This window comes from Acidovorax sp. 106 (assembly GCF_003663825.1).
Taxonomy (GTDB): Bacteria; Pseudomonadota; Gammaproteobacteria; order Burkholderiales; family Burkholderiaceae_C; genus Acidovorax.
This window is the reverse complement of sequence record NZ_RCCC01000001.1, coordinates 3,115,261-3,141,988: the sequence shown is the minus strand read 5'-3', so window position 1 is coordinate 3,141,988 and position 26,728 is coordinate 3,115,261. Positions and strand designations below refer to the sequence as shown.

25 protein-coding genes and 1 tRNA gene are annotated in these 26,728 nt (G+C 61.6%); 18 read left to right on the top strand and 8 right to left on the bottom strand.

Annotated features, from left to right (window positions below):
• Position 1 precedes the first annotated feature (1 nt).
• Together recN and rapZ are read left to right on the top strand one after the other, a co-directional pair.
• Positions 2-1,678 carry a DNA repair protein RecN gene (gene recN, locus C8C98_RS14005; RefSeq protein WP_121454776.1) on the top strand — a complete coding sequence of 559 codons (1,677 nt, stop codon included), beginning with the start codon at positions 2-4 and terminating at the stop codon, positions 1,676-1,678.
• Complete coding sequence (rapZ, locus tag C8C98_RS14000; protein WP_121454775.1) at positions 1,668-2,531, top strand: RNase adapter RapZ; 864 nt, start codon at positions 1,668-1,670, stop codon at positions 2,529-2,531. The genes recN and rapZ overlap by 11 nt, the downstream gene beginning before the upstream one ends.
• 21 nt (positions 2,532-2,552) lie before the next feature.
• On the opposite strand, the gene mutY is transcribed toward rapZ, so the two are convergent.
• From mutY to mutM, 3 genes are all read right to left on the bottom strand, one after another.
• Positions 2,553-3,602 carry an A/G-specific adenine glycosylase gene (gene mutY, locus C8C98_RS13995; RefSeq protein ID WP_199726596.1) on the bottom strand — a complete coding sequence of 350 codons (1,050 nt, stop codon included), beginning with the start codon at positions 3,600-3,602 and terminating at the stop codon, positions 2,553-2,555.
• Positions 3,599-5,560: a dynamin family protein gene (locus C8C98_RS13990; protein ID WP_121454774.1), complete on the bottom strand. Its 1,962-nt coding sequence runs from the start codon at positions 5,558-5,560 to the stop codon at positions 3,599-3,601. Before C8C98_RS13990 ends, mutY begins: the two co-directional genes overlap by 4 nt.
• Before the next feature lie 110 nt (positions 5,561-5,670).
• Positions 5,671-6,483: a bifunctional DNA-formamidopyrimidine glycosylase/DNA-(apurinic or apyrimidinic site) lyase gene (mutM, locus tag C8C98_RS13985; protein ID WP_121454773.1), complete on the bottom strand. Its 813-nt coding sequence runs from the start codon at positions 6,481-6,483 to the stop codon at positions 5,671-5,673.
• Between the two features lie 73 nt (positions 6,484-6,556).
• Between mutM and C8C98_RS13980 the strand changes: the two genes are divergently transcribed.
• The 7 genes from C8C98_RS13980 to pth all read left to right on the top strand — a co-directional run bounded on the left by C8C98_RS13980 (position 6,557) and on the right by pth (position 12,360).
• Positions 6,557-8,293, top strand: a complete 1,737-nt coding sequence (locus tag C8C98_RS13980) for a tetratricopeptide repeat protein (protein ID WP_370450404.1) — start codon at positions 6,557-6,559, stop codon at positions 8,291-8,293.
• 95 nt (positions 8,294-8,388) lie between these two features.
• Positions 8,389-8,823 carry a lipoprotein insertase outer membrane protein LolB gene (locus tag C8C98_RS13975; RefSeq protein WP_233574548.1) on the top strand — a complete coding sequence of 145 codons (435 nt, stop codon included), beginning with the start codon at positions 8,389-8,391 and terminating at the stop codon, positions 8,821-8,823.
• 20 nt (positions 8,824-8,843) lie between these two features.
• On the top strand, positions 8,844-9,695 hold the full coding sequence (ispE, locus tag C8C98_RS13970; RefSeq protein ID WP_121454770.1) for a 4-(cytidine 5'-diphospho)-2-C-methyl-D-erythritol kinase: 852 nt from the start codon (positions 8,844-8,846) through the stop codon (positions 9,693-9,695).
• Positions 9,696-9,731: 36 nt separating this feature from the next.
• Positions 9,732-9,808, top strand: a tRNA-Gln gene (locus tag C8C98_RS13965).
• Between the two features lie 48 nt (positions 9,809-9,856).
• Complete coding sequence (locus tag C8C98_RS13960) at positions 9,857-10,828, top strand: ribose-phosphate pyrophosphokinase (protein ID WP_099659062.1); 972 nt, start codon at positions 9,857-9,859, stop codon at positions 10,826-10,828.
• Positions 10,829-11,003: 175 nt separating this feature from the next.
• The gene (locus tag C8C98_RS13955; protein WP_099658321.1) at positions 11,004-11,636 is read left to right on the top strand and encodes a 50S ribosomal protein L25/general stress protein Ctc; all 633 of its coding nucleotides are present in this window, start codon (positions 11,004-11,006) and stop codon (positions 11,634-11,636) included.
• A 112-nt stretch (positions 11,637-11,748) separates the two neighbouring features.
• Entirely contained in the window at positions 11,749-12,360 is a 612-nt protein-coding gene (gene pth, locus C8C98_RS13950) for an aminoacyl-tRNA hydrolase (protein ID WP_121454769.1), read from the top strand.
• A 180-nt stretch (positions 12,361-12,540) separates the two neighbouring features.
• Here the strand turns inward: pth and C8C98_RS13945 are convergent, their stop codons facing one another.
• Positions 12,541-12,795 carry a YfhL family 4Fe-4S dicluster ferredoxin gene (locus C8C98_RS13945; protein ID WP_099658319.1) on the bottom strand — a complete coding sequence of 85 codons (255 nt, stop codon included), beginning with the start codon at positions 12,793-12,795 and terminating at the stop codon, positions 12,541-12,543.
• A gap of 231 nt (positions 12,796-13,026) precedes the next feature.
• Between C8C98_RS13945 and C8C98_RS13940 the strand changes: the two genes are divergently transcribed.
• The 6 genes from C8C98_RS13940 to C8C98_RS13915 all read left to right on the top strand — a co-directional run bounded on the left by C8C98_RS13940 (position 13,027) and on the right by C8C98_RS13915 (position 20,331).
• Positions 13,027-13,989, top strand: a complete 963-nt coding sequence (locus C8C98_RS13940) for an ABC transporter permease (protein WP_121454768.1) — start codon at positions 13,027-13,029, stop codon at positions 13,987-13,989.
• A 171-nt stretch (positions 13,990-14,160) separates the two neighbouring features.
• A complete protein-coding gene (locus C8C98_RS13935; RefSeq protein WP_121454767.1) occupies positions 14,161-15,069 on the top strand; it encodes an ABC transporter permease in 909 nt (302 codons plus the stop codon).
• Positions 15,070-15,270: 201 nt separating this feature from the next.
• Complete coding sequence (locus tag C8C98_RS13930; RefSeq protein WP_121454766.1) at positions 15,271-16,299, top strand: ABC transporter ATP-binding protein; 1,029 nt, start codon at positions 15,271-15,273, stop codon at positions 16,297-16,299.
• Positions 16,296-17,198, top strand: coding sequence for an ATP-binding cassette domain-containing protein (locus C8C98_RS13925; RefSeq protein ID WP_121454765.1), 903 nt, complete (start codon positions 16,296-16,298; stop codon positions 17,196-17,198). Before C8C98_RS13930 ends, C8C98_RS13925 begins: the two co-directional genes overlap by 4 nt.
• A 127-nt stretch (positions 17,199-17,325) precedes the next feature.
• Positions 17,326-18,816, top strand: a complete 1,491-nt coding sequence (locus C8C98_RS13920) for an ABC transporter substrate-binding protein (RefSeq protein ID WP_121454764.1) — start codon at positions 17,326-17,328, stop codon at positions 18,814-18,816.
• 108 nt (positions 18,817-18,924) lie between these two features.
• Positions 18,925-20,331, top strand: a complete 1,407-nt coding sequence (locus tag C8C98_RS13915; RefSeq protein ID WP_121454763.1) for an amidase — start codon at positions 18,925-18,927, stop codon at positions 20,329-20,331.
• Between the two features lie 202 nt (positions 20,332-20,533).
• Here C8C98_RS13915 and C8C98_RS13910 read toward each other — a convergent pair whose 3' ends face one another.
• The gene (locus C8C98_RS13910) at positions 20,534-21,958 is read right to left on the bottom strand and encodes a YdgA family protein (RefSeq protein ID WP_121454762.1); all 1,425 of its coding nucleotides are present in this window, start codon (positions 21,956-21,958) and stop codon (positions 20,534-20,536) included.
• 296 nt (positions 21,959-22,254) lie between these two features.
• On the opposite strand from C8C98_RS13910, the gene C8C98_RS13905 reads away from it, so the two are divergent.
• From C8C98_RS13905 to C8C98_RS13895, 3 genes are all read left to right on the top strand, one after another.
• Complete coding sequence (locus C8C98_RS13905) at positions 22,255-22,863, top strand: hypothetical protein (RefSeq protein ID WP_121454761.1); 609 nt, start codon at positions 22,255-22,257, stop codon at positions 22,861-22,863.
• Positions 22,864-22,898: 35 nt separating this feature from the next.
• Positions 22,899-24,287, top strand: a complete 1,389-nt coding sequence (locus C8C98_RS13900; protein WP_121454760.1) for a tetratricopeptide repeat protein — start codon at positions 22,899-22,901, stop codon at positions 24,285-24,287.
• 137 nt (positions 24,288-24,424) lie between these two features.
• A complete protein-coding gene (locus C8C98_RS13895; RefSeq protein WP_147436373.1) occupies positions 24,425-24,715 on the top strand; it encodes a hypothetical protein in 291 nt (96 codons plus the stop codon).
• Between the two features lie 46 nt (positions 24,716-24,761).
• Here the strand turns inward: C8C98_RS13895 and C8C98_RS13890 are convergent, their stop codons facing one another.
• From C8C98_RS13890 to C8C98_RS13880, 3 genes are all read right to left on the bottom strand, one after another.
• Positions 24,762-25,433, bottom strand: a complete 672-nt coding sequence (locus tag C8C98_RS13890; protein WP_121456267.1) for a histidine phosphatase family protein — start codon at positions 25,431-25,433, stop codon at positions 24,762-24,764.
• Between the two features lie 239 nt (positions 25,434-25,672).
• A complete protein-coding gene (locus tag C8C98_RS13885; protein WP_121456266.1) occupies positions 25,673-26,329 on the bottom strand; it encodes a LysE family translocator in 657 nt (218 codons plus the stop codon).
• A 147-nt stretch (positions 26,330-26,476) separates the two neighbouring features.
• The gene (locus tag C8C98_RS13880) at positions 26,477-26,719 is read right to left on the bottom strand and encodes a hypothetical protein (protein WP_233574547.1); all 243 of its coding nucleotides are present in this window, start codon (positions 26,717-26,719) and stop codon (positions 26,477-26,479) included.
• Positions 26,720-26,728 lie beyond the last annotated feature (9 nt).

Here is a 26,728-nt window from a genome sequence, read left to right as displayed (position 1 = left end):
CATGTCACTCAAGCGGATGGTGCTGCGCGATTTTGTCATCGTGGAATCGCTTGAACTGGAGTTGCAAGAGGGATTTACCGTTCTGACAGGGGAGACCGGTGCAGGCAAATCTATCTTGGTGGATGCTTTGCAAATCGCCCTAGGCTCGCGGGCAGATGCCAGCGTAGTACGAGAGCGCGCTACCAAGGCGGACATCTGTGCTGAGTTTGACGTACCAGACCATTTGCGGCCGTGGCTGGAGCATTTAGGCATTGATGCCGACAGCACCGTTTTATTGCGGCGCACGGTGGATACCCACGGTCGAAGTCGCGCCTGGATGAACGGCACACCCGTCACAGCCACCCAATTGCGGGCTTTGGGGGAGCAGTTGCTGGACATCCACGGGCAGCACGCGTGGCAGAGTTTGACCCGCCCCGAGTCTGTCCGTGGACTGCTGGACGCCTATGCCAACACAGATCCCAGTTTGACGGCAGCGCTCTGGGCACAGTGGCGGCAAGATCAAAAAGCTGCACAACAAGCGCACGAAGCGCAGGCTACGCTGCAACAGGAACGCGACCGCCTTCAGTGGCAAATTTCAGAACTGGACAAGCTCGCCCCGCAGCCCGATGAATGGGATGAGCTGGAGTCAACGCACAAACGCCTGTCCAACGCCCATGCATTGATCGAAGCCGCGCAGTCGGCTATTGACCTCTTGGAAGACGAAGATTCCGGTGTGCTGGCAGCGCTTTCCAGGTCTCATCTTCTGCTACAAAATCAAGAGCATATCGAGGCCGATTTCAGCAGCATGGCCGACATACTGGCATCCAGCTTGGCCCAAGCTAGCGATGTTGCACACTCATTGCAAAGCTATTTACGGCGCACTGAGATTGATCCCACACGATTGGCAGAGCTGGATGCACGGATTTCGCAATGGCTCCAACTGGCCCGCAGGCACAAGCGCCCCCCGCGCGACCTACCGGCTCTGCTCAAGGACTGGAAAACTTCGCTTGCACAGCTGGACGCCTCCAGTGATCTCGCCGCTCTTATGGCCAAAGCGGATGCCAGCAGCAAGGCCTTTCACGCTGCGGCCAGGGCCTTGTCAGGGCAAAGAACCAAGGCGGCACCACGGCTGTCGTTGGCGATCACCAAGGCCATGCAAGGGCTGGGCATGCAAGGCGGCAAATTTGAGGTGGAGTTGCGCAAATTGCACGAGCCGGCATCGCATGGCTTGGACGAAGTGTCCTTTCTCGTCGCAGGTCATCCTGGCATGGCACCCAAACCCATTGGAAAGGTCGCGTCTGGCGGGGAGCTATCGCGCATCTCACTGGCTATTGCCGTGACCACCAGCCAGTTGGGTAAAGCCCCCACTTTGATCTTCGATGAAGTGGATTCCGGAGTGGGCGGCGCCGTCGCCGAGACTGTGGGTCGCCTGATGCAAAAGCTGGGCGCGGATAGGCAGGTCTTGGCAGTCACCCATCTGCCACAAGTGGCCGCATACGCCCACCAGCATTTGCAGGTCTCCAAGCTGCGATCCAGCACAGGCACCACCAGCACGGTGAGGCACGTTACCAAAGCAGCGCGAACTGCTGAGATTGCGCGCATGCTCGGGGGCGAGCGCTCCACGGCAACCAGCTTGGCCCATGCCGCGGAAATGCTGCAAGCGGCCAACAGCGAATGTGGGGAAACCCATGGCGCTTGAAATCGTCTTGATCACCGGAATGTCGGGTTCTGGAAAGTCGGTGGCACTCCATGCCATGGAAGATGCAGGCTACTACTGCGTCGACAATTTGCCTCCCGAACTGCTGACCGCATTTGTTGCTCTGGAGCATCAGCACCACGGCAACAGAGTGGCGATTGCAATGGATGTGCGCAGCGCCACCTCGTTGCCCCAGGTCCCCAAAGAACTCAACCGACTAAAGTCCCAAGGGGTCGTCGTTCAGTCCCTGTTCTTGGATGCAACCACAGGCACTTTGGTACGCCGGTTTTCAGAGACAAGGCGACGGCACCCTCTCTCCCACGACGAAACCCAACAGGGACGCCAAGCACTGGTGCAAATCATTGAGTTGGAGCGGGAGCTGCTGGCCGACCTGCGCGAACAAGCCCATGTCATCGACACCAGCAACATCCGCGCCTCCCAATTGCAAAGCTATGTCAAGGGGCTGTTGTCCGTAGCGCCGGGGGGCATGACGCTGGTGTTCCAGTCATTTGCCTTCAAACGGGGCATTCCGGTGGACGCTGACTATGTGTTTGACGTGCGCATGCTGCCGAACCCCCACTACGAGAATGCATTGCGAGACCTCACCGGGTTGGACGCGCCTGTAGCTGATTTTTTGCAGCAGCAGCCGGACGTATCCACCATGCGCCAACACATCGAGCAATTTTTGACCCACTGGCTGGACGTTTTGGAACAAAACCACAGGAGCTATGTCACTGTGGCCATTGGATGCACCGGAGGCCAACACCGTTCGGTGTACCTGGTAGAGCAACTGGCGCAGATCTTCGAAACACGCTGGAAGGTTCTGCGGCGGCACCGAGAGCTGGATGGACGCTGAAGTGCCGCACGCCGAGAGCAGTTAGACCAAAGCGTCCAACATCTTGCGAATCGGCGCAGGCAAACCGGACTTGGACCACTGCGCCTTCGTCAACCACTGCCCGTCTCCATTGGGGCAGGAGCCTATCGGTACCTGAGCCACAACGGGGTGCAAGTGCAGATCCCTATGCGTCAAAACGTGCAGAAATGCATCCACTTCCCGAGTCCGATCTACAGAGCTCAGTGACGAAGCCAACGCCCACAAAGCATCACAGTCCGAAAATGCAGGCACACATTGCAGGCCTGCCCAGATGCCTTTGGGAGGGCGTGTTTCCAACCAGACGGCACCATCATCCCGTAGCACAACCAAAAGCCACCAAGACTCAGAACGGCGCGAGAGCTTGCGTGTCTTGACAGGGTACTTCTCTGGCTCGCCCGATTTTTGTGCGGCGCACAGGTCCATCAAGGGGCAGATCAGGCACTGAGGATTCTTAGGCACACAGAGGGTGGCACCCAAGTCCATCATTCCCTGCGTGTAGCGCGGCATGCTCACCGAAAGCTCATCCACCGGCAGCAAAGATTCTGCGTGGTCCCATAGAGCCCGCTCGTTTTTGGCAACGGACAAATCCGCATCAAATCCCAGCAGCCGCGTGAGAACCCTGCGGACATTGGCATCCAGAATGGGGGCGCGCTGTGAAAAACAAAAAGCCGCGATGGCACCGGCCGTAGACCGACCAATCCCAGGGAGATCGGCCAGCAATGCAACCGTACCGGGGAAGAGACCGCCGTACTCAGCGACCACCCGTTGGGCACAGCGATGCAGATTGCGTGCGCGGCTGTAGTATCCCAGGCCACTCCACAGGCCCAGAACTTCATCCAGAGAAGCCGACGCCAACGCTCTCACATCTGGAAAACGCGCCAAAAATCGGGCGTAATAGTCGAGGACTGTCACCACCTGGGTTTGCTGCAGCATGATCTCTGAGAGCCAAACCCGGTAAGGATCTCTGGTTTGCTGCCAAGGCAAATGACTGCGCCCGTGCTCAACCTGCCACTGCACAACACGCGTGGCCACTGAATCAGCAACCACGGTCATGCGATCAAGAAGTCCAGTGAAGCGTCTTGATGCTCTTCTTGTGGCAACGAAATCAATTGAGCAGTGAGTTCCTGCAGCCGGTGCTCAAGCTGAATCAACTCATCCTCGCCCGCCTCAATTTCGGCAATGCGCTCAACCAGTCCGCTGGCAGCTTGCTGAATGCGGTCCACCGCCTCAATGCGGCGGGAGAAACTGCGCCGACGCTCCCTTAATTGAGCGTCGAGCTGTGCTGTCGCGGACTTGCTCCACAACTCCAGATCGTTGGCTGCCGATTCGTACACGGTACGCAAACGCGTTCCAAGTGCGCGCACCAAGCGCTCGGAAAACTCTGGTTGGGCCAGCTTCAGCGCATTGCTCACACCAAGGTACTGCAAATGGCTTTGCTCAATTTGGGCCAAGTCGTGCAAAAAGTGCTCAAGCTGAGGTGGCGGTGGCACTTGCAAAGAGAACCCGAACTCCGCATTCAATTGCCTAAATGTGCCGCCCAGCATCGCCTGGATCTCGGTACCGGAAGCCTGGGCTTTGTCCAAGGTGCCGCGCAATCTGTCAAAGGTTTCCAGATAGATCTTGCGCACCCCGAGCTTCAAGCCCTTTTGCTGGAGCAACTGCGACAACTCCGTCAACTCGGTCTTCAGCGCCTTGGATCCGAGCTGATGAAACACCTCACGCAACAGCTTGAGGTGCACGGCACGCACAGCCTGGATCTTCGCAGTGCTGAGATCAAACTCCTGCTGCTCCTGCTCGATGCGATGCCGCATGCTCTCAATGACCGAGATATTCTTGCCGCGCAAGCTACGCAGCTCCGCCATCTGGTCATCCAGATCACGGCGCCGGATGTTGATGACACGCGATGTTTCAGAGCGGAGATTGGCAACGCCCGTGGCCACAGCGGCACGCAAAATGGCTTGCCGTCGCCCCATCACGCCTTGCGCAAGTGCCTCTTCCAATGCAGGAAGTCCACTGGACTCCAGCAACAGGTCGTCACAGGCAATTTTTGCGACCAATCCTTTTTGGGCTGAGACGGGCACCACCTGATCCAACGGAATGCCCAGCATCTCTGCAGAAGTCCGGCATTGGCGATCCAGTTGTGCCTGCACCTGCTCTGGCGAATTCAAGGCATCCCACAAGGTGTCGATCTTGTTCAGAACAACAAGCCGCGCATCCATGCTGTCAGTGGATGTGGCCAGATGCTCTCGCCAAATAGAGAGGTCCGAGCGGGTCACCCCAGTATCCGCACTAAGGATGAACACCACCGCATGCGCCTGCGGAATCAGGTTCACCGTCAGCTCTGGCTCTGCCCCAACCGCATTAAGTCCGGGCGTATCCAGGATAACCAGCCCTTGTTTAAGCAACGGATGCGGAATGTTGATCAACGCATGGCGCCACATGGGCACTTCCACCATGCCTTCAGCGTCTGGCACAGGGTTTTCTTCGGCAAGATCGTCGTGCCAAAAGCCCAAGGCCCTGGCATTGTCGAGACTCACCCGCCGAATTTCCGCGACTTTTTCGAGGGCTTTCGCAATCTGATCCGCGTCATTCACATCCAGCGGAATCTCAACCCAACGATCATGCTTAAGACGCCACTCTGCCAAGCCTTGCATCTGCAGACGCGTCTCAATAGGAAGTAGTCGCAAACTTGGAGCGAATGCGGGGTCGTAACCCAACTCGGTGGGGCACATCGTCGTGCGCCCAGCGCTGGCAGGCATGATGCGCCGACCATAGTCGGCAAAGAAAATGGAGTTGATCAACTCCGACTTGCCACGCGAAAACTCGGCTACGAAGGCCACCATGACTTTGTCAGTCCGGACCTGATTTTCCAAGCGCTGAAGCCGCTCCTGCACAGCAGCATCCATAAGATCATGGCCAGACATCCACTCAGCGAGCTGCTTGAGCTGCTGCGCAAATGCACGTCGCCATGCACCATGCTGGTCGAACTGTTCGTTGAATGAGGGTCCCACTTTGCTCCCGGAATGCGATAGTCGGTCTGCAAGCAGACATGAACAAAATATAGCACCGACCGCTCTGCCTACATAACGCGGCCGATGATCAGCCCATCAAGCTGTTACAACTATCGTTGGCAAACAGGACAATAAAAGCTGCTGCGTTGCCCCTGGCGCACCATTTTAATGGGCGTGGCGCACACATGGCAGGGCGCTTGGGCACGTCCATACACCTGAGCCGCCGTCTGAAAATGGCCACTGGCGCCATCTGCGCTAGAAAAGTCCTTCAGGCTACTTCCTCCCATTTGCACAGCCCTCTCCAGCACATCGCAAATACTCTGGTGCAAGCGCTTGACCCGGGCAATCGTTAACGCAGAAGACCGTACTGTTGGGCGTATGCCTGCCAAAAAAAGGGCTTCTGACGCATAAATATTGCCTACCCCCACCACCAAGCGCCCTGCAAGCAGCAGTTGCTTGATTGGCAAACGGCTCGACCGCACGCCTTGCACAAACGCATCAATGACAAAGGCGCCTCCCAGAGGCTCCATGCCCAAACCTCCGAGCAACTTGACCGCGACAGGATCACCCTCGTCCACTGCGTAAACCACAGCGCCAAAACGCCGTGGGTCATGCAAGCGCAGCGTTCCGCGGGAAGTCACCAAATCCCAGTGGTCATGCTTGCCCGCTTCGGGCAAATACGACGCAAAGCGCAAACTCCCCGACATTCCCAAGTGAACCAGCAGCATCCCCCGATCTAGGTCCAGCAACAGGTACTTGCCACGGCGCCGAACCCCCACCACGAATCGACCAATCACCGCGTGCGGCTCACACCCCAAGGGCCAACGCAAGGGTTTCCCCATTCGCATGGAGAGTACCTGAGCACCCGCAATGGCGTCCGCAAAGCTGCGTCGAGTGACCTCAACCTCTGGCAACTCAGGCATATGCAGTCTCTTCGAGCAAGGGGGCGTACATGTGGATTATTATGATTCGATGGAGCATATTCATCGCTTTCGCTTGATCCCCCTGACCACTGTTTTGGCGCTTGCCGCGACTTGCAGTTGGGCTCAACCAGTACAAACAGCCAAACAAAAAACAGCCACGACCGACGTCGCAGAGGAAGGTATGCCGGCAGACGGTAACCTTTTCTACGAAGTTTTGCTTGGAGAAGTCACCACACGCACGGGCGACCCAGGTGCAGGCTATGCCTTGATGCTGGACGCCGCCCGGCGCAGCCACAGCAGCCAGCTGTATCAACGGGCCGCTGACATTGCCTTGCAATCACGCTCTGGCGAATATGCGTTGGCAGCAGCCAAGGCATGGCAAGAAGACCATCCCCAATCCCGGGAGGCCAATCGCTATGTGCTCCAGATTCTGATTGCCCTCAACAGAGTCAGCGAAACTGCGGCGCCATTGCAGCAACTCATCCAGCACGCGCCTGCACCCAGCAAAGTCGGCATTTTGAGCGCCATCCCACAGATGTATGGGCGCGTGAGCGATAAAGCCGCGGCAGCCAGAGCAGTGCAAGAAGCACTCAAAGCCGAAATAGCCAACCCGTCCACTGGGGCTGCGGCCTGGATTACCGTGGGGCGCATGCGCTTGGCAGCTGGCGACCAAGCCGGATCACTGGAGAGCATCGCGAAGGCGCAGGCCATCGACCCCGCTTATGAGGGTTTGGCCAGACTCGCGTTGGAGCTTCTGGATGAAGGTCGTAACGAAGCAAAGCCTTTTGTTACACACTTTCTACAACAGCAGCCAGCCCCTGAAATCCGGATGCTCTATGCACGGGTTCTGCTTGCCCAATCCCAATTTACAGAAGCATCGGACCAACTGCATCGGGTCACACAGGACAAGCCCGATATGGCCGAGGCATGGCTTGTGCTCGCCAGCCTGCAGGTGCAGGATCAAAAGCTGGCGCTGGCAGCCGAATCCTTGCGCAAGTTCATGGACATCGCCCAAGCTGCGGGTGATACCGAGATCAACCAGCGGATCATGACCCAAGCCTATGTGCTGGCAGCGCAAATTGCAGAAAAGCAAGGCGACCTGAAGGCGGCACAGGGCTGGTTGGATCGCATCGAAAGTCCCAACGATTCTTTCAGCGTGCAACGCCAACGCGCGTCCATTCTGGCCAAGCAAGGGCGCATGAATGAAGCAAGGGCCTTGCTGAAAGAGCTGCCAGGCAGCAACGCAGAAGAGCAACGGATGAAACTGTTGGCCGAAGTGCAATTGCTCAAAGAGCACAACCAAAACGAAGAAGCTTTTCAACTGCAGGGCAAAGCACTGAACGAGTCACCAGAAGACAACGACTTGGCCTATGACCAAGCCATGCTGGCAGAAAAGACGGGGCGACTGGATGTCATGGAAAAGCTGCTGCGCCAAGTCATCGCACGGCAGCCCGACTACCACCATGCCTACAACGCTCTGGGCTATTCGCTTGCAGACCGAGGGGTGCGGTTGAACGAAGCCAAGCAGCTCATTCAAAAAGCCCTTGACCTCGCCCCCGGTGACCCATTCATCACAGACAGCTTGGCGTGGGCGGAATTCCGCTTGGGCAACAAGGCCCAGGCACAGCAACTGCTGCAATCTGCCTTTTCCAAAAAGCCCGATGCTGAAATAGCAGCCCACCTGGGAGAAGTGCTCTGGAGCCAGGGCAATACAGAGAAAGCCAAAGCCATCTGGAAAGAGGGCTTGCGACTGAACCCCGACAACCAGACGCTCAAAGAAACGCTCAAGCGCCTCGGGGTTTCATTTTGATGCGTGGTGCGCGCTATTTGACATGTGATGCACCGCAATCCTCCCTGCGCAGAGGGATGCTTCTGAGTATCTCAAGCACCCTGCTGGGAGGGCTTATGGGCTGCGCACTCCCCCCTCGCCCCAGCAATGCAGAGGCTCCATACTGGTCGGGGCGCATTGCGCTACAGGTAGAAGGCGACACACCCCAATCGTTTGCCGCCTTGTTTGAACTGGAAGGCGAAGAAAGCCAAGGCCAGCTCACGCTGCTCAGCCCCCTGGGCACTACGCTGGGGCAATTGCGCTGGGATGCAGGCACCGCAACCTTGCAAACCGGTCAACAAATTCAGCGCTCCGACTCGCTGGACGCCCTGGTGGTCCAACTGACTGGTGCAGCATTGCCAGTCAAAGCCATTTTTCATTGGCTGAAGGGCTCCCAAGCAGAGGCAGCCGGCTGGACTTCTGACTTGAGTGCGGCCCACCAAGGTCGCATCACGGCGCAGCGGGTCCTCCCCGAGCCCAAGGCGACGCTGCGCATCTCGCTGTCCCACTAAGCCAGACTCATCACCAACGTATGCAAGCGCTTTACGACGTTCCCGCCCCTGCAAAGCTGAATCTGTTTTTGCATATCACCGGCCGCAGAGAGGACGGATATCACCTCCTTCAGTCAGTCTTCATGCTGCTGGACTGGTGCGACACGCTCCACTTTGAACTGCGGCCCGACGGGAGACTCAGCCGCGAGGATCTCGACACCGAGCTGCCTGCCATGGACCTGACCCTGCGAGCAGCCCACGCACTGCAAGAGGCCACGGGCTGCCGCGCAGGCGCGCACATTGGAGTGCAAAAAAGCATTCCAGCGCAAGCAGGCATGGGCGGCGGCTCGTCAGATGCAGCAACCACCCTGATCGCCCTCAACCGCCTCTGGAAGCTGAACCTTCCCCGCCCAGCCCTGGAGCGCATCGGCCTGACATTAGGCGCAGACGTTCCATTTTTTTTGCGCGGGCATAACGCCTGGGTGGAAGGAATTGGTGAGACAATCCAGCCCCTTGAGCTAGGACAACAACCACCACCAACGCAGTTTGTGGTGGTCAAACCTCAGGCTGGATTGGAGACAAAAGCAATTTTTTCTTCACCCTTTCTGAAGCGTGATTCAAGTCATGCTATAATCTTAGGCTTTGCTGCAGCACACTACGATTTTGGTCGTAACGACTTGCAGCCAGTCGCAGAAAGTTTGTGCCCCGATGTGAAAAAAGCCATAAATTGGCTGAAGTCCAAAGGAATGCATGCTAGAATGACGGGCTCGGGTAGTGCAGTGTTTGCACAAATGCCGCGCGATGTCAATTTTCAGGACGCTCCCAGCGAATGGAAAATTAAAACATGCGGCAATCTGATGATTCATCCTCTGGCAGGGTGGGTTTCAGAGTGAAATTAAGGTTGATTGCCTTCGGCAGTTGACCCGTGTAGGGGAGTCGCCAAGCTGGTTAAGGCACCGGATTTTGATTCCGGCATGCGAAGGTTCGAATCCTTCTTCCCCTGCCAAATTCTCGTTTACGCATACAGGCTTTTTTTCAGACTGCTGGGATGCTCATGCAAGCCAACCAACCCGACTTCATGGTTTTCACCGGCAATGCCAATCCTGGCATGGCAGCTGAAATTGCAAAACACCTTGGCACCCAATTGGGCGCAGCCGATGTGGGCCGATTCTCTGACGGTGAAGTCACCGTCGAAATCAAGCAAAACGTTCGTGCACGCGATGTGTTCGTGGTTCAGTCCACTTGCGCGCCAACGAACGACAACCTCATGGAATTGCTGATCATGGTGGATGCGCTCAAGCGCGCATCGGCCGAACGCATCAGTGCCGTGATTCCCTATTTTGGCTACGCCCGCCAAGACCGCCGTCCCCGCTCCACACGCGTGCCCATCACCGCCAAGGTGGTGGCCAACATGTTGCAGGCCGTCGGTGTGGCCCGTGTGCTGACGATGGATCTGCACGCGGACCAGATTCAAGGGTTCTTCGATATTCCCGTAGACAACATCTACGCATCGCCTGTGCTGCTGGGTGACCTGCGCCAAAAGAACTACGAAGACCTGATTGTGGTCTCCCCCGACGTGGGCGGTGTGGTGCGTGCTCGCGCATTGGCCAAGCAACTGGGTTGCGATCTGGCCATCATCGACAAGCGTCGCCCCAAGGCCAACGTTTCGGAAGTGATGCACGTGATCGGTGAGATCGAAGGCCGCAACTGCGTCATCATGGACGACATGATCGACACGGCTGGCACGCTGGTCAAAGCCGCCGAAGTGCTCAAGGAGCGCGGCGCCAAGAAGGTGTACGCCTACTGTACCCACCCCATTTTCTCGGGTCCTGCCATCGAACGCATTTCCAAGGGCTCGGCCCTGGATGAGATCGTGGTGACCAACACCATCCCATTGAGCGAAACCGCCAAGGGATGTTCCAAGATTCGCCAATTGTCCGTGGCACCGCTGATTGCAGAGACGATCCAGCGCATTGCCAAGGGCGAGTCGGTGATGAGCCTGTTCTCGGACCAAGACAACGCCTGATGACCAGCGGGCTTCCCTCAAGGGAAGCCGCTTTTTCATCGACGCTGCAACAAGCCTCCTTCGGGAGGCTTGTCCGTTCGGGAACAACCCAGTAGATCTGCCATACGCAATACGCAGGCAGATCTTTTTTAACAGGGAACGACTGGTCGCGGTCGACCCTTTCCAGGAGCTAACTATGAACTTCGTCGCTTTTGAGCGCGCCAAGCAAGGTACGGGTGCGAGCCGCCGTCTGCGCAATTCGGGCAAGACGCCTGGCATCGTGTACGGCGGTGCTGCGGAACCCCAACTGATCGAGATCGACCACAACGCTCTGTGGCACGCCCTCAAGAAGGAAGCCTTCCACTCCAGCGTGCTGGACATGGAAGTGGCTGGCAAGACTGCCAAGGTGGTGCTGCGCGACGTGCAATACCACCCTTACAAGCAACTGGTTCTGCACATCGACTTCCAGCGCGTGGACGACAAGACCAAGCTGCACCTGAAGGTGCCACTGCACTTCAGCGGTGCAGAAGAGTCCCCTGCCGTCAAGGTGGACAAGTGCATGGTCAACCCCATCGTGAACGAACTCGATGTGACCTGCATGCCTTCGGACCTGCCAGAGTTCATCGCTGTCGATCTGTCCAAGCTGGAAAAGGGCGTGTCCCTGAACCTCAAGGACATCAAGCTGCCCAAGGGCGTGAGCGCTGTGATCCGTGGCAACAAGCAAAACCCTGTGCTCGTGTCGGTAGTGCCTCCAGTGGTGGTGGAAGACACCCCAGCGGAAGCCGCTCCTGCTGCTGACGCCAAGGGCAAGGGCAAGGGCAAGAAGTAAGCTCAGGCTTACATTGACTCCCCTGCCGCCGCCCTCTTATAGAGGATTGGCAGCCCAAACGGCCCACCCATGTGGGCCGTTTTTTTTTTCTGCTCCACAGATAATCGCCGACATGATCAAGCTGTTTGTAGGCCTGGGCAATCCCGGGCCAGACTATGAGGCCACGCGCCACAACGCCGGGTTCTGGTGGATTGATGCACTGGCACGCGAGTTGAAAGTGCACTTGGTGCCTGAGCGCAGCTACTACGGGCTGGCGGGCCGCGCCACGGTGCACGGGCAAAGCGTCTGGCTACTGCAACCGCAGACCTTCATGAACCTCTCCGGCAAATCGGTCGCATCGCTGGCGCGCTTCTTCAAGATCCAGCCGGATGAGATTTTGGTGGTGCACGACGAGCTGGACCTCCCACCAGGCCAGGTCAAGCTCAAGCGCGGCGGCAGCCACGCAGGCCACAACGGATTGAGAGACATCCATGCCCAACTGGGCTCGCCCGACTACTGGCGCTTGCGTATCGGCATCGGCCACCCGGGCGACAAAGCCGAAGTCCCCCATTGGGTGCTCAAAAAACCAGCCCCCGACCAGCGCACGCTGATTGAAGACAGCATTGCTCACTCGCTCAAGGCCCACCCCGCCCTGCTGGCAGGCGACATGGACAAAGCCACCTTGCTGGTGCACACCACCAAGCCCCCGCGCCCCAAACCGCCTCGGCCTGCCGAAACGCTCTGACTCTTCAAAAAACTGCTATGTTTTATATAGCTGCTAGCGCTTGATTGATAAGCGCTAGAGGCCAAATTGGGTCATAAATTCTCCAACAAACGGTGGCATATCCCCAGCCGCCCCGCTGGGATGACGAGCCCAAGCGCACTATCGCCCCAAGCATTGCGGGGCCATGCAGACCCCACCGCCTCAGGATGCAGCAGCCTGCAGGCGCTGAAATTTCTGCCACAAGGTCTCACGGCTTTCCACATGCTGCGGGTTCACCGGGATGCAGGCCACCGGGCAAATCTGCACGCACTGCGGCTCGTCAAAATGCCCCACGCACTCGGTGCATTTGCTGGGCTCGATCTCATAGATCTCCTGGCCCAGGTAAATCGCATCGTTGGGGCATTCGGGCTCACACACATCGCAGTTGATGCATTCGTCGGTGATCATCAGCGCCATGCGAGGCTCCCGCAGGCGCCGAGGGCCGCCTGAATACGAAGGGACAGGGCCATGGATAGGGCCACCGAAGAGGGCAAGGCAAACGTCATGGCCGTGATTATCCCGCGACCATGGCACAAAGCTTGCACGCCTGGGCACAACCCACTGCCCGCAGAAGGGGCGCTTTGCCGCTATGCTTTGTCCGCACATGCATTGATACATCCCCTCTTGCCCCGCCACTGACACCTCCCCATGGGACTGTTTCTCCTCAAACGATTGACCACGTTGCTCGCCACCTTGCTCGGCGCATCTGCGGTGGTGTTCCTGGTGCTGGAAATCCTGCCGGGCAACGCCGCGCAAATGCTGATGGGACCGGATGCGTCACCCGAGGCCGTGGCCACCTTGGCCAGCAAATTGGGGCTGGACCAACCCGCACTGCAGCGCTATGGGCAATGGATTGGCGGCCTGGTGGGGGGCAACATGGGCGAAAGCTATGCCTACAGCTCGCCGGTGCTGGACCTGGTGCTGGAGCGGCTGGCCCTCACCGTGCCGCTCGCCCTCATGGCCATGGTGATCACCACCGTGCTCGCTTTGCTGGCAGGTGTCTATGCCGCCTCGCGCCACAACCGCTGGGGCGATGTAGGCGTGATGGCACTGGCCCAGGTGGGCATCGCCATCCCCAACTTCTGGTTTGCCATCCTGCTGATCCTGCTGTTCTCGGTCAAGCTGCAGTGGTTTGCGGCCGGCGGTTTTCCGGGCTGGACCGAGGACAGCGGCGGCGGTCCGCTGCAGGCGCTTCAGGCGTTGCTGCTGCCAGCCATTGCCCTGGCCGTGGTGCAAGCGGCCATCCTGGCCCGCATCACCCGCTCAGCCGTGCTGGAGGTGCTGCGCGAAGACTTTGTGCGCACCGCCCGCGCCAAGGGCCTGTCGCAACGGGCCGCACTGTGGGGCCATGTGCTGCGCAACGCCATGATCCCGGTGGTCACCGTCATGGGGCTGCAATTTGCCTCGTTGCTGGCGGGCACCATCGTGGTGGAAAACGTGTTCTACCTGCCGGGGCTGGGGCGGTTGATTTTCCAGTCCATCGCCAACCGCGACCTCATCGTGGTGCGCAACTGCGTCATGCTGCTGGCGGCCATGGTGATCGTGGTGAACTTCGTGGTGGACATCCTTTACGCGGTGATCGACCCCCGCGTGAAGGCCAGCGACATCTAAGAGGCTGAGAGTCTTTTGCCTATGCCCGCCTTGCACGTCAAAACACCGCTGCTCGTCGTTGCAAATGCGCGCCATAGCCCGCGCTATGGCTGTGCTTTGCGCCTCGATCAGCGGCGTTTTGACGCACCTTTCGGGCACTGGCAAAAAACTCTCAGCCTCTGAACCTGCCCCATGGCCAAAGACACCTCCACACTCGCTTCGCCGCAGGCCGCAGGCCCACAGCCCGCGCCCGCTGCCTTGCGCCCGCCCACCTGGGCGCAGCGCGCACTGCGCCACCGCAGCTTTGTGCTGGGTGCCGTGCTCACGCTGTTCATGCTCGGCACCGCCGCGCTGTCCCTGGTCTGGACACCCTGGTCGCCCTATGAGGTGGACATGGCCAGCAAGCTGCAGGCCCCTTCGGGCGCGCACTGGCTGGGCACCGATGCATTTGGGCGCGACATCGTCTCGCTCATCATGGTGGGCGCGCGCAACTCCATCCTGGTCGGCGTGATTGCGGTGGGCATCGGCATGGGCATCGGCACCGCGCTGGGCCTGCTGGCCGCTGCACGGCGCGGCTGGGTAGAAGAAGCCATCATGCGCATGGCCGACTTCACCTTCGCCTTCCCTGCCTTGCTCCTGGCCATCATGCTCACAGCCGTGTTTGGCGCGGGCATCGTCAACTCCATCATTGCCATCGGCATCTTCTACATCCCGACCTTCGCGCGGGTCACCCGGGCGTCGGCCAATGCCGTGTGGTCGCGCGAGTACATCCTGGCAGCCCGTGCCTGCGGCAAGGGGCCCTGGCGCATCACGCTCGAGCATGTGCTGCCCAACATCCTGTCGGCACTGATTGTTCAGGCCACCATCCAGTTTGCGCTGGCCATCCTGGCCGAGGCCGCTTTGTCGTACCTGGGCTTGGGCACGCAGCCACCCGAGCCCTCGTGGGGCCGCATGCTGAGCGAGGCCCAGACCCTCATGTTCCAGGCCCCCATGCTGGCCGTCTGGCCCGGCGTGGCCATTGCCTTGGCCGTGCTGGGGCTGAACCTGCTGGGCGACGGCCTGCGCGATCTGATGGACCCACGCCTGGCCAGAAAAAGATGACACCCCCTGAGTCGCTTCGCGCCTTCCCCCTCTCTCTACGCGCTGCGCGCTACGGGTGGGGGACGCAGCCAGCGCACACAAGCCATACGCCGCCTGCGCGGGTTGGCGGCCCTTGCGCGGTTGCCCTGTCTTGGGCCGCGCCAGTTTCATGTATCGGGGTTACTGACATGAAAGCACCGCAACCGATGAAAACCCGCAGCCATGCCTTTGCTTGAAGTCTCCAACCTCCGCGTCCGCCTGCAGACCCACCGGGGTCCGGCCGATGCCGTGCGCGGCGTGAACTTTGCGCTGGGGCGTGGCGAGACGCTGGGGCTGATTGGCGAGTCGGGTTGCGGCAAATCGCTCACCGCCATGGCGCTCATGGGTTTGCTGCCTGACAGCGCAGAAGTCTCGGGCAGCATCCAGTTTGACGGGCAGGAACTGGTGGGCCGCAGCGATGCGCAGATGTGCCAGTTGCGCGGCCACCGCATCGGCATGGTGTTCCAGGAGCCCATGACCGCGCTCAACCCTGTGCACACCATAGGCCGCCAGGTGGCTGAGCCCTTGCGCAGGCACCTGGGCCTGGATGCCAGCACAGCGCGGCAGCAAGCCATTGCCCTGCTCGACCGCGTAGGCATCCCCAGCGCGGCGCAGCGCTTTGACGCCTACCCACACCAGTTCTCTGGCGGCCAGCGCCAGCGCATCACCATCGCCATGGCACTGGCCTGCGGGCCAGACCTGCTGATTGCCGACGAGCCCACCACCGCGCTGGATGTGACCATCCAGCAGCAGATTCTGGACCTCATCAGCGACCTGGTGGCCGAGCGCCACATGGCGCTCATCCTCATCTCGCACGACCTGGGCGTGATCTCGCAGAACGTGGACCGCATGCTGGTGATGTACGGCGGCAGCGTGGTCGAGAGCGGCCCCACCGCCTCGGTGTTTGCGGCCATGGCCCACCCCTACACGCGCGGCCTGCTGGCCGCACGCCCGCAGATGGGCGCGCAGCGGGCACCCATGGCGCGGCTCGCCACCATCGCAGGCACAGTGCCTGAGCTGGTGGATTTGCCTACGGGCTGCACCTTTGCAGGCCGCTGTGCCTTCACTGCGCAGGCCTGCCACAGCACCCGCCCTCAAGCCACCGTGGTCGCCCACGATGCAGAGGGCGTGCACGAGGTGCGCTGCCTGCGCCCCGAAGCCATGCAGGCCCCCACTGCAGCCCAAGCCACCGCCACCTCAGCCGCCGCATGACCACGCCTCAGACCTCCTCGGCCTCACCAGCCCCCGACGCGCCTCTGTTGGAAGTGACCGACCTGGTGCGTGAATACACCCTGCCCCGCGAGCACCTGCTGCGCCCACCGGGCAAGGTACAGGCCCTCAAAGGCGTGAGCTTCTCCATGCCCAGCGGCCGCAGCCTGGGCATCGTGGGCGAGTCAGGGTCGGGCAAATCCACGCTGGCCCGCACGGTGATGGCGCTGGACGCCCCTACCTCCGGCAGCGTGCACCTGCTGGGCCGCAACCTGCACCAGTTGGCCCCGGCAGCGCTGCGCCAGGCCAGGCGGGATTTTCAGATGGTGTTCCAAGACCCCTACGGCTCGCTGGACCCGCGCCAGACGGTAGAGCGCATCGTGAGCGAACCCCTGCAAGCCCAAGGCGAAACCACCCGTGCCATGCAGCGCGAGCAAGCCGCCGAGGTGCTGGCCCAAGTGGGCCTGCGCACCAACGACCTGGACAAGTACCCGCATGAATTCTCAGGCGGGCAGCGCCAGCGCATTGCCATTGCGCGGGCCCTTATCACCCGGCCCCGACTCATCGTGGCAGACGAGCCGGTCAGCGCCCTGGATGTGTCGGTGCAAGCCCAGGTGCTCAACCTGCTGCAGGATTTGCAGCAAACCTTTGGCGTGAGCTACCTGCTCATCAGCCACGACCTGGCCGTGGTCAACCACCTGTGCGATGAGGTCGTGGTGCTCTACCAGGGGCAGATTGTGGAACGCGGTGCACCGGCGCAACTGTTCCACCACGCGCAGCACCCCTACACCCAGGCCCTGGTGGCCGCTGTGCCCCAGGTGCAGCCGGGGCGGGCGCGTGCAAGGCGGCTGGCAGCAGCGGCGGCGCGCGCCAACAGTGCTGTCCCCACGCCTGCGGCGTGATTCGCTCAGACGGTCCCCGCAGGGCAGTCGATGGTGTACAAAGCGCTCTGTCTCCCGCCCCGCTGCCACGCACCGGTGCGCGGGCGGCTGCAGGTTTTTGTCTGGTCTTAGTCTGGAGTTTGCGAACATGCTGAACCGCCGATCCGTTCTCGCCACTGGCGCCTTGGCCGCCATCCCCCTCGCCACCCCCGTGGGTGCACTGGCCCAGGGCCGCAAAGATGCCGTGGTGCTGGCCATGACCCTGGAGCCCCCGGGCTTGGACCCCACGGCCGGTGCAGCGTCCGCCATTGCAGAGATCGTGCAATACAACGTGTTCGAGACGCTCACCAAGATCAACGCTGACGGCACGGTGGCGCCCCTGCTGGCCGAAAGCTGGGAGGTCTCGCCCGACCTCAAGACCTATACCTTCAAGCTGCGCCGTGGCGTGAAGTTCCAAAACGGCGAGCCCTTCAACGCCGCTGCAGTGAAGTTTTCGTACGACCGCGCAGGCGGCGACAAGAGCACCAACAAAGACAAGCGCACCTTTGCCAACCTGACCACCCAAGTGGTGGACGAGCACACCCTGGTCGTACTGAACAAGGACATCGACCCCGACCTGCTGTTTGCGCTGGGCCAGGCCACCTCCATCATCGTGGAGCCCAAAAGCGCCGACACCAACGCCACCAAGCCCGTGGGCACCGGCCCCTACCAGCTGGGGGCCTGGAACAAGGGCTCGTCTGTGGTGCTGACGGCGTGGGATGGCTTTCGCGCCCCGGCCACCATCAAGATCCGCCGCGCCACCTTTCGCTTCATCTCGGACCCCGCCGCCCAGGTGGCCGCACTGCTGGCGGGCGATGTGGACCTGTTCCCCCGCGTCACACCGCGCAGCGTGGCGCAGTTCAAAGCCAACCCGCGCTTTCAGTTGCTGGTCTGTGGCTCGCGGGCCAAGACCATTTTGGCCATCAACAACGCCAAGACGCCGCTTCAGGATGTGCGCGTGCGCCGCGCCATCGCTGCGGCCATTGACCGCAAGGCCGTGATCGAAGGCGCGGGCGATGGCTACGGCGCCCCCATCGGCAGCCACTATGTGCCCGGTGCGTTTGGCTATGTGGACACCACGGGCGTCAACCCGTTCGACATTGAAAAGTCCAAGAAGCTGCTGGCCGAGGCAGGCGTCAAGACCCCGCTGGAGCTGACCCTCACCTTGCCCCCCACGCCCTATGCACGCCAGGGCGGTGAGGTCATCGTGGCCCAGTTGGCCAAAGTGGGCATCGTGGCCAAGACGCAAAACGTGGAATGGGCGCAGTGGCTCAGCGGCACTTACGGCAACAAGAACTACGACCTGACCATCATTTCGCATGTCGAGCCGTTCGACCTGGTCAACTTCACCAAGCCCGACTACTACTGGGGCTACCAGTCGCCCAAGTTCAACGAGCTGTTCAACCAGATCAAAAACGCCGCCCGCCCGCAAGACCGGGCCCGCCTGCTAGGCGACGCGCAAAAGCTGCTGGCCGAGGACGCGGTGCACGCCTTTCTGTACCAGCCGCAGTGGATCACCGTGGCGAACAAAAACCTCAAGGGGTTGTGGAAGGACATGCCGGTGTTTGTGAACGACCTCTCCGCCCTCTCTTGGTCATGATGCCCATGCTGCCTCTGCGGCAGCGGATTACTCCTTAAATGATAGCTTCCAGCGCTTTATTCATAGGCGCTAGCAGCCATTTTCATTGATAGAACCCCACCCCCCGCCATGACCGCACTGCACGACCTGCCCGCCCACGACCTGCTTGCCGCCTACCGCCAGCGCACGCTGTCCCCCGTGGAGGTCACGCAGGCCGTGCTGGCGCACATGGAGCGCTGGGAGCCCCATATCCGCGCCACCTACCTGCTGCGGCCTGAGCACGCGCTGGCGCAGGCCCGCCAAAGCGAAGCCCGGTGGCAGCACGGCGAGCCCCAGGGCCTGCTCGACGGCGTGCCCGTCACCATCAAAGAAAACATCGCAACCCAGGGCGACCCCACGCCGCTGGGCACCGCCGCTGTGCCGCTGGTGCCTGCGCTGGCCGATGCGCCCCCGGCAGCCCGCCTGCGCGAGGCCGGCGCCGTGATGGTGGCCAAGACCACCATGCCCGACTACGGCATGCTGTCCTCAGGGTTGTCCAGCTTTCACCCCCTCTCGCGCAACCCTTGGGACGTGAGCAAGGGCCCCGGCGGCTCCAGCGCCGGGGGCGGCGCTGCCGCAGCGGCGGGCTACGGACCGCTGCACATCGGCACCGACATCGGTGGCTCGCTGCGCTTGCCTGCCAGCTGGTGCGGCATCTTCAGCCTCAAGCCCAGCTTAGGGCGCATTCCCATCGACCCGCCCTACACCGGCCGCGCAGCAGGCCCCATGACCCGCACCGTGCAAGACGCCGCACTGATGATGCGGGTGCTGAGCCAGCCGGATGCACGCGACAGCATGAGCCTGCCTGCGCAGACCATTGCCTGGGACGACTTCGACCAGGGCGTGCAGCGCCTGCGGGGCCTGCACCTGGGCCTGCTGCTGGATGCGGGATGTGGCCTGCCGGTAGAGGACGAAGTGCGCGCCGCGGTGGAGCACGCTGCTCGCCTGTTCGAGCAAGCCGGTGCCCGCGTGACGCTGATGCAACCCTTCATGACCCAGACCATGCTCGACGGCATGGACCACTTCTGGCGCATGCGCTCGCACATGGACCTGCAAGCCCTGCCCGATGCGCAGCGCGCCAAGGTGCTGCCCTACATCCGCGCCTGGGCCGAGAGTGCGGCGGGCATGACGGGCACGCAGGTGTTCCAGGCCAGCCAGCAGTTCCACCAAACGCGCGTAGTCACCGTCAGGGCGTGCAGCGCGTTCGACTATGTCCTCTCACCCGTGGCCCCCATGCCTGCCTTTGCGGCCGAACTGCCCTCGCCCACCAACGACCCGCTGCGCCCGCTGGAGCACATTGGCTTCACGGTGCCGTTCAACATGTCCGAGCAGCCTGCAGCGTCGGTCAACTGCGGCTACACCGCCAGCGGCCTTCCCATCGGGCTGCAAATTGCGGGGGCACGCTTTGACGACCTGGGCGTACTGCAGGTGGCACGGGCCTTTGAGCTGATCCGCGACCGGCAGAGGCCTTGGCCGCAACCCTCACTTCTTGATTGACCGCGCCTCAAACCGCTCACACTGAGCCTGTCGAAGCGCCGCGCACGGTTTCGACAAGCTCAACCCGAACGGATATTTCAAGTTCAAAGCGGCCACAAAAGCCTGCCCACAAAAAAAGCCCCGGCCACCACACAGGTGACCGGGGCTTTTTTATGCCGTGGCGCGGCCCCTGCGGGCACGCTTGGCAGGGTGAGCGCTGCTCTTACTGCATGAAGTTAGGCAAATCCATGACCTTGCCATTGAGCTTGGCCTGACCACCTTCCATCTTCAGCGAGCTGGTCAGGTTGTCGCCCTCTTGGCGCACGTAGCCTGCCGCCTGGGCCATGCCGATCAAGCCGTCCATGTCTTCAGCCTTGAACTCTTCCTGGCCTGCAGCCTTGGCCAACTGGGGCAGCCATGCCTTGGGCAGGCGCACATCGGCGTGCAAGGTCGAGTTCTTGAGCAGCACAGGGCCCCAACCGGCCTGGGTCACTTCATCTGCGCTCGGGGCGCGGGTCACCTCGCCGCCGTACGACAGCTCGCCTTGTTGCCCGCCCAGCGTGGCAAAGAACTTCATCGAATACGCAGGCAACGCGGCCGTGAGGCGCTGGGCGTTGTCGGTCAGCAGCTTCACCAGCTTGCCGCCCTGCTCCTCATTGGCCATGGTCATGGCCTTGAACCCGTCCTTGCTGTAACTCTCGACCATCAGCATCTGCAGGCTCTTGACCACGTCGGCATCGATGCGCTGGAGCTTCTCTTCAAAGCCAATCGACTCAAAGTCCACCGGGCCAATCAGGCCCTTGCCCTTGATCGACGTGCTCACGCTCATCAGTTTGTCAGCACGGTCAATGGTGGTGGTGCCCGTCAGGTCTTTCAGAGACATCAGCGGCTTGGCAGCGCCGTCCTTGGGGGTGCTGGTCGCATCAATTTGCGCAAAGCGCATGTTGCCCTTGCCAGGGGCCAGCATCCACAGGCCATCGATGATCTGGTTCTCGAAGTCGCCCGTCATGCCCTTGATCGACATGGCAAAGCGCTCGCCCGACCCACCCAGGTCTTCGTCCGCAGACTTGTTGATCCCCGAGAACGCCATCTCAGGCCACTGGAGGTTGCCCTTGACGCGGGTGCGGTCGCCATTGATCGAGAACTCGGTCTTCATTTCTTGCCAGCGCAGCGTCACCTCTTCGTCCCCCACCTCGCCCGCAGGCACCAGCAGCGTGGCATCGTGGCCGCCCATCAGGCCGTGCACGGTGGTGAGCGTGGGGGCAGTCACCTTGGCAAAGTCCTTGGTGGCTTTTTCGTCCAGGCCTTCCAGGGCAAAGCGCATGTCCACAACGGCGGCGGCCAGGCGGGCACCGGCCAGCGGGCCATGGCGCACAGCGCTGCTCACGACCACGCGCACAGGCTCGGCGGGCTTGCTGGCGTCTGCATCGGCGGGCGGTGTCCATTGCAGTACCAGCTTGGCCTGCGACGAGAAAAAGCCCTTTTGGTAGTCCTGCGACACCACGGCCTCAGCGCCCAGCACCTTGCGCACTTCCTCCAGCGCCTCGTTGTAGCTGGCCTGTGCACGTTGGCCCATGTACCAAGTGGCGCCACCATAGGCCACCACGGCCAGCGCCACGGCGGCGCCCAAAGCTGTTTTTTTGCTCATTTTGAATCTGTGAATTGGGTTACCCACCCCCTCGGATGGTGCGCGGGAGAATAACAGCGCCCCTGCACTCCCAAGCCAAGCCCCTACGCCCCATATGCAAGCAGATGTGCATTTGTAGGCACACCCGCCTAAAAATTGAGCTGGCACAGCCGCCACAAGGCCCACGCCCGCCACACACCGGCCAGCGCAGCCTTTTTGCGCTGCCGCGTTGACTCTGCGGGAATATCCGCTATCTTTGGGCGAGACCTCCCCGGTGGCCAACCCCCTCCTTTTTCACGTCTTCACTGAACCACTTCATGGACCTTCTCCTCATGGCGATCCTCATCGCCTCCGGCACCTACATGCTCAACGCCAAAGAGCAACGCAAGCGCATCGCCATTTTGGGCATGCACCTGAGCCACTACCAGATTGAAAAGCTCATGGAAGCCCTGACCGAAGGCTACATGCGCGCCCTGGGCGAGAGCAGCGCCGAGCGGCGCGACCAAGTCTGGTCGCTGCTGAGCACCACCGAGCGCCAGCTCAGCGAGCAGTTCAGCCAGTTTGCCGCCGATTTCGCCAAGGTCAGCGAAGAGGATGCACGCGTGAGCCGCTTGCCCATCGCCCTGCCCTTTGCCGACAAGCTGCTGCCTGCCGTCACCTTTGACATGCGCCAGGCCCTGGCCATCCATGCCAAAGGCATCGCCCATGTGGTGCAAGACACCGCGCACCTGGCCACCAAAGACCGCGCCTTCATGATGACGGCCGAGCTGTTTTTGATGCAGCACACCTGCCACTGGTACTGCAAGTCCAAAACCATCGCCTCGGCCCGCATGATGGCGCGCCACCAAACGCCGCACACGCAACTGGTGGACTCGGTCTCTGACACCACCCGGCGCGCCTACCTGGCGCTGATCCAGGGCGCATAACCACACCGCCCAGGCACACCGCCAGGCCCCAACGGATGCAAGCCCCCTCTGCGCCATTGACCGACAGCCTGGGCAACCCACTCACGCTGCAGCGTGCAGACCGCGTGGATGCGGTGAACGACTTTGTCGAAGGCTTCATCGCCTGCGAAGCGCGGGCCGTGAACGTGCTGCAGGCCGCAGACGACCCCAGCGCCATGGTGCAGGCCTGCTGCGCCGCACTGCACATGTTTGCCGAATCGGCCGACGCACCGCGCAACGCCCGCCCCTTCATCACCCAGGCGCTGGCCAGTGCGCCCCAGGCCAGCGAGCGCGAGCAACGCTTTGTGGCCGCAGTCGCAGCCTGGGTAGACGGCGATATGCCCCGCGCCATTGCACTGCACCAAGAGCAAGCCCGCCTGCACCCGCGCGACCTGGCCTCCATCAAGCTAGGCCAGTACCACTTGTTCAACCGGGGCGACTCGCCCGGCGTGCTGCGCCTGGCGCTGCAAGCCCTACCCGCTGCGGCGGAAGTGCCCTACCTGCACGGCATGCTGGCCTTTGGCTGGGAGCAATGCCACCGCCTGCCTGAAGCCGAGGCCGCCGCCCGCCACGCCATCGCCCTGTGCCGCAAAGAGCCCTGGGCTCACCACGCCCTGGCCCATGTGATGCTGACCCAGGGCCGCATCCGCGAAGGTATCGACTTCATGGCCAGCGTGAGCGACACCTGGACGGGGCTGAACTCCTTCATGGTCACGCACAACTGGTGGCACCAGGCGCTGTTTCTGCTGGAGCAAGACCGGCACGCCGAAGTGCTGGCGCTGTACGACAGCCAAGTCTGGGGCGTGGTCAAGGAATACACGCAAGACCAGATTGGCGCCGTGTCACTACTAGCGCGGCTGGAGCTGGCAGGCGTGGACGTGGGCGCCCGCTGGGTCGACGTGGCCGATCACCTCGCACAACGCGTGGCCGACCATGTGCTGCCCTTTCTGGACCTGCAATACCTCTACGGTCTGGCCCGCGCAGGCCGCACCGAGGCCGCACGCACGCTGCAAAACAACATCGCCGCCCACGCCGCCACCCGCACCGAGGCGCACGAACGCACCGTGTGGCAACAGGCTTGTGTGCCCGCCGCGCAGGGCCTGCTGGCCCATGCGCAAGGCGACTGGGCGACGGCGGCACAGCAGCTGGGCGTGGCCCTGCCCCGGCTGGTGGAGATTGGCGGCAGCCATGCGCAGCGGGATTTGTTTCACCAGATTTGGCTGGATGCGCTGCAGCGCAACGGGCAGTGGGCGGCGGTGCAGAACGTGTTGCAGCCGGTGGTGAATGGGCAGCCGGAGTCTGTGAGGCTGGCGCGGCAGGTGGGGGTGGTGAATAGGGTGTTGGGGTTGCCCGAACGCACGCAGTTCAAGAGTGAGAGCAAGTATTCTGTTAGAGGCATGTTTTAGTGATGCAGGTGTCTACGACTTACGATCCAGACTTTGACCCAGATCCCAGCACATGGAGATCTATCGACGCCCACGACCGAGTCCGGCTGGTCATCAGTCACCACGCGCAAAACAGGATCAGTGTTTCCGACAACCGCATGCATGCACTTCTTCATGTGAACATCGAAAACATGCTGCTACAGGGAAAAGGCCCCGTAACGAGGGCGCTTGAAAAGCTTCGGGCAGAAGGCCATCCGAGACACAAAGTAATCCATATCCTTGCAACCGTCTGGCTCGCGTATCCAGTGGGGTCAATTGGTGGATCTGCAAACTTGACTCATCAAGAGCAGCAATTGGCGTTCAACGCAGCCATGGAAACCATCACTGGAGAAGGATGGCTACAACTGCACAAGCATCTACGAAGCAAGCTTAAAAAAGACCTTCAATGAGCGGCGCGGTGCCAGCGGTCCAACATCCCCGACGTCACTGCACAGCTCACCGCACCACCAACTTCCTCTGGTCATACACCGGCTGCTCCGGCAAGTCCGTCAGGTGCCGCACATCCGCCCAGTCCAGCACTTCCACGGCATCACCACTCACCCGCACGCGGTTGAGCCCGGCGTTGGGAATATCGCTCTGGCGCGGGCCGTTCAGACCCGTGCCGCGCGCGGTGCGCCAGATCATGTCCAGCACCCCGCCATGGGTGACCACCATGACCTTTTGGCCCTGGTATTGCTGGGCGATACGGTAGACGGCGCCCATCACGCGGGTGTGGAACTGGCGGGTGGTCTCGCCGCCGGGCATGCCGTAGTCGGCTTCAAAGCGCAGCCACTGGTTCCATGCGTCGGCATGCTCGATCTTGACGTCGTCTACGCGCTTGCCGTCCACCACACCAAAGGCTTGCTCGCGCAAGGCGCTGTCGATCAGGGTGTCGATGCGGGCCTGCGGGAAGAGCACCTGCAGGCTGGGCGTGGCGGTCTGCTGGGTGCGGATGAGGTCGCTGCAGACCAGCCGATCCACCACCAGCTTTTCGGCCGCCAAGCGCTCTGCTAGGCGGCGGGCCTGCGCGTGGCCGGTGGCGTTAAGGGGTACATCCACATGCCCCTGAAAGCGCAGCTCCCGGTTCCAGTCGGTTTCGCCATGGCGGATGAGGATGAGTTCGGTCATGGGGTCATTTTTGAAGATACGGCCCCAAATGACAAGCAAAAACAGGGCCTAGCGCTTTATCAATCAGCGCAAGCAGCTATTCAATTGATAGCAAACCTGCGGTCTCATTCCATTTCTAAATCACCCCTGACGTTGTTGCTTCGCCTTGCCGTGCTTCAGCATTGTCTGCGGCTTCGCGCCTAGTCAGGAATGATTTGGAAATGGAATCAGGCTGCGAGGTGTTCAGCGCTGCGATCTGTTCAACGCTGCGCGGTGGCCAGGCGCACCGCCAGGCCCAAAAACACGATGCCTGCAATGCGGTTGAGCCACTGCTGCGCACGGGGCGAGCGCAGCAGCAGCGCACCAAACACGCCCGAGAAACAGGCGATGGCACCAAACACCAGCAACGCCGCCACGATGAACACCAGACCCAGCACCATGAGCTGGCCGCCCATGGGGCCAAGGGCAGGGTCGGCAAACTGCGGCAAAAAGGCCAAAAAGAACACCAGCACCTTGGGGTTGCTGAGGTTCATGACCACGCCGCGCCCGACCATGCGCCACAGGCTGGGGGCGGCCGCGCTGGCAGATGCCGCCGCAGCACCACCCGAATCACCCGCGTCGCCCGAAGGCGCCGGGGCCCGCAGCGCTTGCCAGGCCAGCCACGCCAGGTAGGCGGCCCCCAGCAGCTTGAGCACCGTGAACGCCATGGCCGACGCGGCAAACACCGCCGCCAGCCCCAGCGCCACAGCCGCCGTGTGCACCACCAGGCCTATGCACAGCCCCACGACCACAGCCATGCCCGCACGCCAGCCACGCTGGGCCGATTGCAGGAGCACAAAGAGGTTGTCTGGCCCAGGGGTCAGGCCCAGAAGAATGGAGACGCCGAAAAAGGCCAGCAAGGTATCGGTAGAAGGCATGAATCCATCGCCACGCAAATGGCGCAAAGGTGCAAAAAAGCCAAGGGCGAAAGTGGCGGGCAACCGAAACAAGTCGGCCGACGTGCCACGCCGGGCAGCAACCCGCCATTGTGCCGCTGCAGCCCCGACACAGCGCCGCAACAAGCGCTATCGCACGGGCACCACGATGACCTTGCGGCGGGGCTGGCAACCGGGGCCGTCGTAGGGCGGGCTGTCGCGCTCCCAGCCGGGGCCGGGCGAGGTCTGGGCGCACACCCGCGCGCCATCGACCTTGCTGCGCCAGTAGTACCAGGGTGCGGGGGCCGCCTGCAACGCGGTGGCGGCCAGGCCCGCGCACAGGGCCAGGGCAAACAGGCGAATGCACCAGTGCAGGGGTTTGGGGTGGTTCATGGTGAGCAC